This window comes from Pigmentiphaga daeguensis (genome assembly GCF_039523035.1).
GTDB classification, from domain to species: Bacteria; Pseudomonadota; Gammaproteobacteria; order Burkholderiales; family Burkholderiaceae_B; genus Pigmentiphaga; species Pigmentiphaga daeguensis.
Genome location: NZ_BAAAEN010000032.1, coordinates 46,309 through 53,940, shown reverse-complemented (window position 1 = coordinate 53,940; position 7,632 = coordinate 46,309). Strand labels below are relative to the sequence as shown.

Sequence of the window (7,632 nt, the reverse complement as noted above, 5' to 3'; positions counted from 1 at the left end):
CGGGCCGCTCGGTCACGTTCCCGAAATGATCGGTCACGTTGCCGAAATCGCCGGTCACGATCCCGAAACGGCCGGTCACCTTTGTCCGAAATACGCAGCTTCCTTCAGGATGCCAATGATTTGTTCTTCTGTGAAACGCTTCTTCATGCTACCTCCACGGAGGCAGACTCTACATCATTACCGTACTAATCTCGGGGAGCAGGTCAAGACGACAAAAGCATCGTCGCGACAGATTGCCGGCCGATACAAACGTGCACGCATATCGCCCTCGGCACCTGCAACAGTCAAATCACGCGTGCTCGCAATGGGCGGCAACCGTGCATTGATCGCCGCAAAGTATCGATCCTGCTGAGCCCGTGCCTCGGCCAGCGGCAGCACAGTGGGATCCGCCTGGGCGCACCCAGCAGCCTTGAGACGGGCTTGCTCGGCGGCGATCAGGGGATCGAGAGCCGGGAGCGGTGCCGCCGTCATGCCTGAGCCTCCTGCCGCATGCTCTTGGGCACCAGGGAAAAATCCCAACCATTGTTCTCCATCTTGTCCAGCACATCGGCACCGTACTGGTCGATGATCTTCTGCCGCACGGCGGGCAGGCGGCCGACGTCGTCGAAGTCTTCCAACTGGCCCTGGATGATCACGAGCAGATGGGCGTCCTGGTCGGAGATGTTGATGAACTGGCGGGCGACCTTGGGCGGTATGGCGATCATGTCGTAGGGGGCCAGTTCCACGCTTTCCTGGCCCTCGTCGCCCCAGCGTATCAACCACCGGCCGGAAAGCGCCATGAAGGTTTCGTGGGTCTTCCAATGCACGTGGAGTTCGGGGCCGTCGTTGGGCGCGGCGACGGCAAGGCCGACGCGGATGACACCCTTGTCGCCATCGACGATGGCGGGGTTGGGGGACAGCCGTCCGGGCAGGGACGCGGGCGCCATCAGCACGTAGTTGGCCTTGGGGTTGAAGATGCGCAGCACGTCCGCGGGGATGCCGAGGTTGTCGTTCCAGTGGGCGGAGCGCGGTTTGAGTTTGTCGAAGCGGGCGATGCGGGATTGCATCTCGTCCTGGGTGGGGCAGAGGGTCTTCATGGTGGTTCCTGGTGGCAAGGGAAGGAGCTCAGTTCTGTACGCTGATGGCCGCATCGGACACGACTTTCTTCCAGGCGGTGTAGTCCTGTTTGATGAAGTTGGAGAAGTCGCGCGGATTGGCATAAACGACTTCGATGCCGTTGTCCGCCAGGCGTTTGCGGACCTCGGCGGCCGAGAATCCTCGCTTGATGGCGGCGGCAATCTTGTCGACGATGGGCGATGGCGTGCCTTGCGGCGCGAGCACGCCGTACCAGGTCGTCACGACCATGCCGGGCAAACCGACTTCGACCGCGGACGGGGTGTCGGGCAACAGGGGTTGGCGCTCGCGAGTCAATACGAACATCGCTTTCAACTGCTGTCCCTTGATGAGGGGCACGGAGCTGGGCAAGCCGTTGATCACCATGTCGATCTGTCCGCCCACCGCCGAGGTCACCGCCTGCGAGGCGCCCTGGTAGGGGACGTGCAGGATGTCGGTGCCGGTCAATGCCTTGAATTTCTCGAAGGCTAGGTGGTTGGATGATCCGGCGCCGCCGGAGCCGTAGCTGAACCGGCCCGGATGGGCGGTTAGCCGTGCGCGCAGGGCGGAAAAGTCGTCCTGGCCGAATTTCTGTGGATTGACCACGAATACGTTGGGCACCTCGGCGACCATGGCCACGGGTGCCAGATCGGCCAAGGGGTCGAAGCGCAGGCTCTGGTTGATGGCGGGGGTAATCGTCAGTGTGGGCGAGGTCAGCAGCAGGGTATAACCGTCGGGCTGGGACTTGGCGACGTGTTCCATGGCGATGCGTCCGCCGGCGCCGGACTTGTTTTCCACCACGACTGGCTGGCCCAGTTCCTGTGTCAGCCGCTCGGCCAGCATCTGGCCGACGACGAAGGTGGCGCCGGTGGGGAAGGGCAAGATCAGCTTGACGGGCTTAGCCGGATAGCTCTTGGCATCGCTGGCGATCGCAAGCGTGGAACAGGCCGCCAACAGGGCGCCCAGTAGCCAGGTCGGTTTCATCGCTGCCTCCTTATGCTTGTATTTGGCAGGCATGCTACGCGCCGTCGAACGGGGTGTCGGCGGGGTGGCGCTTATGAAGGAAATAAGCGGCGTCTAATGGGCGCAGGTTCGAGACTGCGCTTGCCCACTATTAGGGAGCCTCTATGCACCCGTTGGCCAATGTCGACTTTCGTACCCTGCAGATTTTCCTGACGTTGATGACCGAGCGAGGGGTGACGGCCACATCGCTGGTGGTGGGCGTTTCGCAGCCGGCCATCACGCAGGCGCTGAACAGGCTGCGCAAGACCTTCGGCGATCCGCTGCTGGTGCGCAGCCCGCAAGGCATGCAGCCGACGGAAAAGGCATTGGCCCTGGAGCGCGAGACCAGGCGTTTCCTGGAGGAGGTCGCGCAGATCCAGGCGTCGCAGGAGGATTTCGATCCCTTGCGCGAGCGGCGCGAGGTCGTGCTGACCGCCCCGGAGTATCTGGAGCAGTTGCTCCTGCCGGTCATAGCGACCGTGCTGCGGCGCGATGCCCCGTACGTCACGTTGAGCATACGTTCGCCCGACCAGCGGCGCATCGATGCGCTGCTGGCCGCGGGCGACGTGAATTTCCGGCTGGGGTGGGTGCGCGATCCCCAGCCCTCGGTGCGGGCCATGCCGCTGTTCGAGGACGATGTGGTGGTGATCGGCGGGCCCGGCAATCGGGCGCTGGCCGAGCGGCTGACATTGCCCGCCTACGTCGCCTTGCCGCACGCGCGCTTGCTGGGAAGCGGCCGTACCACCTCGGGCCGGGTGATCGACGAGTTCATCAAGCAGCATGGCCAGAGTCTGGCGGTCTGCATCCATGCCCAAGGGTTGATGGCACTGCTCGGCACGCTGATGGTGTCCGATGCCGTCGCCACGGTGCCGCGTCGCGTGGCGCTGAAGATACAGGAGGCATTTCCGGTGCGGATGGTTGATTTCCCGGGCCGTTTGCCGCGTGTCAGCAATGCCTTGTACTGGCACGAGCGTACCCAGCGCAGCGCCTTCCACCAGTGGTTCCGGGGAGTGATCGGCCAGGCGGCCAGGCATGCCGCTGCGACATATGCATGACCGGGTAGCGGTGGCTGGGTTTTTGTGGAATGATTGTGAAATATCACAAATATTTCACAAGGAGTGCCCTTCATGCCACGCAAGCAGCGCATCACCACCCCCCACGTCGCCGAAGCCGCCCCCGGCCTTTGGTCCAACTGCCTGCAAGTGGGCGACACTCTCTACCTGTCGGGCCTGACCTCTCGCGCCAACGACGGCGAAACCATCCAGGGCAGCGACGAGTACGAGCAATCGCAGTTCATCTTCGCCAAGATCAAGCATCTGGTGGAAGCGGCGGGCGGCAAGATCGACGACGTGGTCACGCTGACGGTGTTCGTGACGCGCATGTCGGGCAACCAGGGGGTGTGGAAGGCGCGCCGCGAGTTTTTCACGGGCGATTTTCCGGCCTGCGCGCTGGTCGAGGTGAAGGGGCTGGCCAAGCCGGAAATCCTGGTCGAGATCCAGGGCCAGGCCAGACTGGGCGCGGGGGGCTGATCATGAAGAAACTCGTGTTGGGTCTGGCGTTGTCGTTGGCATCCACTGCCCCGATGGCGCAGTCGTTTCCCTCGCAGCCGCTGACGCTGATCGTGCCCTATGCCGCGGGCGGATCGTCCGATGCCCTGGCACGCGCGCTGGCCCAGGTGGTGGGCAAAGCGGCGGGGGTGCCGGTGGTGGTGGAGAATCGTCCCGGCGGCGGCACGGTCATCGGCGCGCAGGCGCTGCTGGCCAAGCCTGCGGATGGGCAGACTGTGCTGATGATGGCGGCGAGCTTCGTCATCAATCCCTATCTGATCAAGAACCTGCCGTTCGATACGCGCAAGGATTTCCAGCCGGTGACGGCGCTGGCCTCGAATCCGCATGTGCTGGTGGTCTCGTCCAAGGTGCCCGCCCAGGACCTGAAGGGGTTCATCGACTGGGCGAAGGCGCAGCAGGGCAAGGCGAGCTTTTCGTCCTTCGGCAATGGTTCGTCGGGCCATCTGGGCTTCGAGCTGTTCAAGCAGCGCGCGGGCCTGGAAATGCTGCATGTTCCCTACAAGGGTTCGGCGCCGGCCACGATGGCGGTGCTGTCGGGCGAGGTGGACGCGACGCTGGGCGACGTGGGCGTGGTAGCGCCGCACATCGCGGCGGGCAAGCTGAGGGTGCTGGCGGTGTCGGGGGCGAGCCGCTCGGCCGCGCTGCCCGGGGTGCCGACTTTCGCCCAGGCCGGATTGGAGGGGTTCTCGTCGGAAACCTGGATGGGCCTGCTGACCCGCGCCGGCGTGGCGCAGGACCGGGTGGAACGTCTGCATGATCTGTTCGCCCAGGCCTTGAAGGACCCGGAGGTGCAGAAGACGCTGCAGCAGCAAGGCATGGAGGCCAAGCCCTCGGCCCCGGCCGAGTTCGCGCGTTTTCTGCAGCAGCAGTCGGACCAGTACCGCGTGGCGGTGGAGAAGGCGGGACTCAAGCCGGAATGAGCCGAGGCGGGGCGCCCGCGAGGCTACAATCGCGGGCGCACTTGCCACGCTTCATCCATCCGCATGCCCAGACCTTCGAAGACCTCGCGTATTGCCGCCGCCCGCGACGGCGATGAACATGCCGGTGGCTCGCCCTCGCTGGGCGAGCAGGCCTACGTGGCGGTCAAGCGGATGATCCTGTCGCACGAGCTGCGGCCGGGCGAGCACATCAATGTCGCGCAGTTGTGCCAGCGGCTGGGCCTGGGCCGCAGTCCCATCCACCTGGCCACGCACCGGCTGGCGCGCGAGGGGCTGGTGGAGATCCTTCCGCGCAAGGGGCTGCTGGTGAAGGCCGAGACCCTGGACGGTTTCCTGGAACTGATCGCGGCGCGGCAGTTGATCGAGCCTTTCCTGACGGGGCTGGCGGTGGATCGCATGCGTCCGGAGATCGTGGAGCAGTTGCAGGAACTGGTGGACGCCGGCTGGGAACGCTACCGCCAGAAGGACCACGCGGGCGGCATGGAGGTCGACCGGCGTTTCCATCATTTGTTGTACGACACGGCGGACAACCGCACCTTGTCGGATTTCGCGGCGCTGTTGCTCGATCGTTCCATGCTGCTGTGGTTCCGCCCCAAGGTGGATGCGGGCGAGCGCGCGAACGTGGCGGAACTGGAGGATCTGCTGGACTGCATCCGGCGCGGCGACCGCGACGGGGCCGTGCGGACGATGGAAGCGCACGTGGGGTCGATCCGGCAGAAGTACCTGGGTTGAGTTCTCCGACTACCTTCCATTTATCTTTCATGTAATGCAAAATTGCATTACAATGACCGGGTAATGGAGGTAAGCCATGAGCATATTGACCGTGACCGCCCGGGGCCAAGTCACCTTCCGGAAGGAAGTCTTGCAACACCTTGGGATCAAGCCGGGCGACAAGATCGAACTGGATCTGCTGCCGGATAATCGGGCCTCCTTGAAAGCCGCGGAGCGGAAAGGATCCTTCCGGGAATTGCGCGGCATCCTGAAAGGCAAGACCAACGGCGCCAAGCTAAGCATCGAGGACATCAACGATGCGATAGCGGAAGGTGCCATGAAGGCCGATGGGCAATGAAAGTTACCGCCGACACGAACATCATCCTTCGCAGCATCGTTGACGATGACGAAGCCCAAACGACCCGGGCCATCGAGCTACTGGAAACCGCTGACATGGTGGCGGTGAGCCTCCAGACGCTGTGCGAAGTCGTTTGGGTGTTGCGCGGTCGGTATGAGGTGGACCGCGCGGATATCGCCGTGGCGATCCGCGCGCTTTTGAGCACGAACAACGTCGTTGTCAATCGTCCTGCGGCCGAGGCCGGCCTGGCGTTGCTGGAGGCCGGCGGCGATTTTGCCGATGGGGTAATTGCCTATGACGGAACGTGGCTCGGCGCGGAAACCTTTGTGTCGTTCGACAAGAAGGCGGTGTCTCTGCTAACAAAGCAGGGGTATTCTGCAAAGCTGCTTTGACGAACCATTGCCCGAATGACCCATGGCCAAGCTGCCGCCCGCCGAAGTCCTGGACCTGCTGCTCGATGCCATCTGCGTCGTGGACCACGACGGCCGTTTCCTGTCGATCACGGGGGCGGGCGAGAGCATCTTCGGCTACAAGCCCGAGGAAATGCTGGGCCGCCGCATGATCGAGTTCGTCCATCCCGATGACCGCGCCCGCACGCTGCAGGCGGTCCAGCGCATCGAGGCCGGCTATCTCCAGCGCTATTTCGAAAACCGCTATGTCCGCAAGGACGGCAGCGTGGCCCACATCATGTGGTCGGCGCGGCTGTCGGACGACAAGACGCATCGCGTGGCGGTGGCGCGCGACATTTCCGCCCGCGACGAGGTACTGCCGGACGAGCGCCTGAAGCCGGCGGCGGCAGGGGAGACATGGCGGCTTTCCTCGGCACCGCCCAGCCTTACCCCGCCCGGATTCGGGCCGATCCCGCTGTCGGCGCAGGACTACAAGGTGCTGCGCGCCCTGGCCAACGGCACCGGCGAGTGCGTGACGCGCAAGGCCATCGTGCAGGCGCTGGACGAGAACTTCCTGGACTACGACCAGCGCCGCCTGGATACGCAGATGCGCCGTCTGCGGCGCAAGGTGGAACAGGCGTGCGGGCTGGAATTGCCGGTGTCGACGGTGCGCAGCCAGGGGTTCAAGGTCTACCGGAAGATCGAAGTGGCCGACTAGGGCCTGTTCCCGCTCTGTCAATGCAGATGTAACCACTTCTGTTCCCGTTGCCCCAGGCGGTTTGCCGGGCGGCCGGCCGTGTAAACTTCCGGCTTTTGCCCGTCCGGTCCCATGGCGCACATGTCCGGGCGCACAGGCGCCAGCGGTCCGGCTTTCGTCCGCCTGCTTGCCCGCCTGGCGCACGCCCACGTTCCCACCCCCCGGCAGCCGCTTGCCGACCGGCTGAGCCTGTGGCTCGGCTGGACCGATGCCATCGCGCTGTCCGCGGTGCTGAGCGGCAACGCGAAAGCGGCGCCCGCCAGCACGCCTGCCTGCGATACGGCCGCGCGGGAGGACTGCGTGCGGGTGCGGGACGAACTGGCCCAGGCCATCGAGCAGGACAGGGTGCTGCGCCCGGTGCGCAGCCGCCATCGTCGCGATCCGGCGCTTCTGGTCGATCCGGACGACGACACCGATTTTTCCCGCTACCGCCAGCGCTACCTGGCCAAGCAGCAGCAGATGGAGACCGGCATCGCGGCCCTGCGCGGCCGGTTGCGCGCCATGCTGGCCGCCGGGTCGCCCGACATGGCGCGGCTGGCGGCCGTGGACGCCGTCATGGAGCGGGTGCTGGGCACGCAGGAGCGCAACCTGTTGGCCTCGGTGCCCGGCCTGCTGGAAGGCCATTTCCTGCGCCTGCGCAAGGCGGGCCGGGATCCCGCCGAGAAGACGCAGGAGGCCGGCGCGCCGGCCAGCAACGATCCCGGCCCCTGGCTGGACACCTTCCGCGCGGACATGCGGGGCGTCCTGCTGGCCGAACTGGATTTCCGATTTCAACCGGTCGAGGGGCTGCTGGCGGCCCTTCGCGCAAGCTGATTCG

General features: G+C 65.1%; 10 protein-coding genes and 1 pseudogene. 9 read left to right on the top strand and 2 right to left on the bottom strand.

The genetic code is table 11. The annotated features are described in order from the left end of the window. Nucleotides 1–352 (top strand): annotated as a pseudogene (locus tag ABD104_RS26905) (hypothetical protein); the annotation flags it as partial. A gap of 115 nt (nucleotides 353–467) precedes the next feature. On the opposite strand, the gene ABD104_RS26900 reads toward ABD104_RS26905, so the two are convergent. Together ABD104_RS26900 and ABD104_RS26895 are read right to left on the bottom strand one after the other, a co-directional pair. Continuing rightward, nucleotides 468–1,076 carry a cupin domain-containing protein gene (locus ABD104_RS26900; RefSeq protein WP_343928547.1) on the bottom strand — a complete coding sequence of 203 codons (609 nt, stop codon included), beginning with the start codon at nucleotides 1,074–1,076 and terminating at the stop codon, nucleotides 468–470. A gap of 28 nt (nucleotides 1,077–1,104) precedes the next feature. After that, a complete protein-coding gene (locus ABD104_RS26895; protein WP_343928546.1) occupies nucleotides 1,105–2,076 on the bottom strand; it encodes a Bug family tripartite tricarboxylate transporter substrate binding protein in 972 nt (323 codons plus the stop codon). Nucleotides 2,077–2,219: 143 nt separating this feature from the next. On the opposite strand from ABD104_RS26895, the gene ABD104_RS26890 reads away from it, so the two are divergent. The 8 genes from ABD104_RS26890 to ABD104_RS26855 all read left to right on the top strand — a co-directional run bounded on the left by ABD104_RS26890 (nucleotide 2,220) and on the right by ABD104_RS26855 (nucleotide 7,628). Continuing rightward, a complete protein-coding gene (locus ABD104_RS26890; protein ID WP_087841181.1) occupies nucleotides 2,220–3,149 on the top strand; it encodes a LysR family transcriptional regulator in 930 nt (309 codons plus the stop codon). 72 nt (nucleotides 3,150–3,221) lie between these two features. Next, complete coding sequence (locus tag ABD104_RS26885) at nucleotides 3,222–3,623, top strand: RidA family protein (RefSeq protein ID WP_087841182.1); 402 nt, start codon at nucleotides 3,222–3,224, stop codon at nucleotides 3,621–3,623. A gap of 2 nt (nucleotides 3,624–3,625) precedes the next feature. Further along, complete coding sequence (locus ABD104_RS26880; RefSeq protein WP_343928545.1) at nucleotides 3,626–4,582, top strand: Bug family tripartite tricarboxylate transporter substrate binding protein; 957 nt, start codon at nucleotides 3,626–3,628, stop codon at nucleotides 4,580–4,582. A 63-nt stretch (nucleotides 4,583–4,645) separates the two neighbouring features. Further along, the gene (locus ABD104_RS26875) at nucleotides 4,646–5,332 is read left to right on the top strand and encodes a GntR family transcriptional regulator (protein WP_087841184.1); all 687 of its coding nucleotides are present in this window, start codon (nucleotides 4,646–4,648) and stop codon (nucleotides 5,330–5,332) included. Between the two features lie 76 nt (nucleotides 5,333–5,408). Beyond that, entirely contained in the window at nucleotides 5,409–5,669 is a 261-nt protein-coding gene (locus ABD104_RS26870) for an AbrB/MazE/SpoVT family DNA-binding domain-containing protein (protein WP_087841185.1), read from the top strand. Continuing rightward, a complete protein-coding gene (locus tag ABD104_RS26865; RefSeq protein ID WP_087841186.1) occupies nucleotides 5,666–6,061 on the top strand; it encodes a type II toxin-antitoxin system VapC family toxin in 396 nt (131 codons plus the stop codon). Before ABD104_RS26870 ends, ABD104_RS26865 begins: the two co-directional genes overlap by 4 nt. 22 nt (nucleotides 6,062–6,083) lie before the next feature. Then, nucleotides 6,084–6,776 (top strand): PAS domain S-box protein, encoded by a 693-nt coding sequence (locus tag ABD104_RS26860; protein ID WP_087841187.1) that lies wholly within the window; start codon nucleotides 6,084–6,086, stop codon nucleotides 6,774–6,776. A gap of 111 nt (nucleotides 6,777–6,887) precedes the next feature. Continuing rightward, complete coding sequence (locus ABD104_RS26855; RefSeq protein WP_087841188.1) at nucleotides 6,888–7,628, top strand: DUF3348 domain-containing protein; 741 nt, start codon at nucleotides 6,888–6,890, stop codon at nucleotides 7,626–7,628. Nucleotides 7,629–7,632 lie beyond the last annotated feature (4 nt).

Excerpts from the sequence above, each read along its gene's own strand:
- ABD104_RS26870 (WP_087841185.1), top strand. The coding sequence starts at position 5,409 with ATGAGCATATTGACCGTGACCGCCCGGGGCCAAGTCACCTTCCGGAAG.
- ABD104_RS26875 (WP_087841184.1), top strand. The coding sequence starts at position 4,646 with ATGCCCAGACCTTCGAAGACCTCGCGTATTGCCGCCGCCCGCGACGGC.
- ABD104_RS26865 (WP_087841186.1), top strand. The coding sequence starts at position 5,666 with ATGAAAGTTACCGCCGACACGAACATCATCCTTCGCAGCATCGTTGAC.
- ABD104_RS26855 (WP_087841188.1), top strand. The coding sequence starts at position 6,888 with ATGGCGCACATGTCCGGGCGCACAGGCGCCAGCGGTCCGGCTTTCGTC.
- ABD104_RS26860 (WP_087841187.1), top strand. The coding sequence starts at position 6,084 with ATGGCCAAGCTGCCGCCCGCCGAAGTCCTGGACCTGCTGCTCGATGCC.
- ABD104_RS26900 (WP_343928547.1), bottom strand. The coding sequence starts at position 1,076 with ATGAAGACCCTCTGCCCCACCCAGGACGAGATGCAATCCCGCATCGCC.
- ABD104_RS26895 (WP_343928546.1), bottom strand. The coding sequence starts at position 2,076 with ATGAAACCGACCTGGCTACTGGGCGCCCTGTTGGCGGCCTGTTCCACG.
- ABD104_RS26890 (WP_087841181.1), top strand. The coding sequence starts at position 2,220 with ATGCACCCGTTGGCCAATGTCGACTTTCGTACCCTGCAGATTTTCCTG.
- ABD104_RS26880 (WP_343928545.1), top strand. The coding sequence starts at position 3,626 with ATGAAGAAACTCGTGTTGGGTCTGGCGTTGTCGTTGGCATCCACTGCC.
- ABD104_RS26885 (WP_087841182.1), top strand. The coding sequence starts at position 3,222 with ATGCCACGCAAGCAGCGCATCACCACCCCCCACGTCGCCGAAGCCGCC.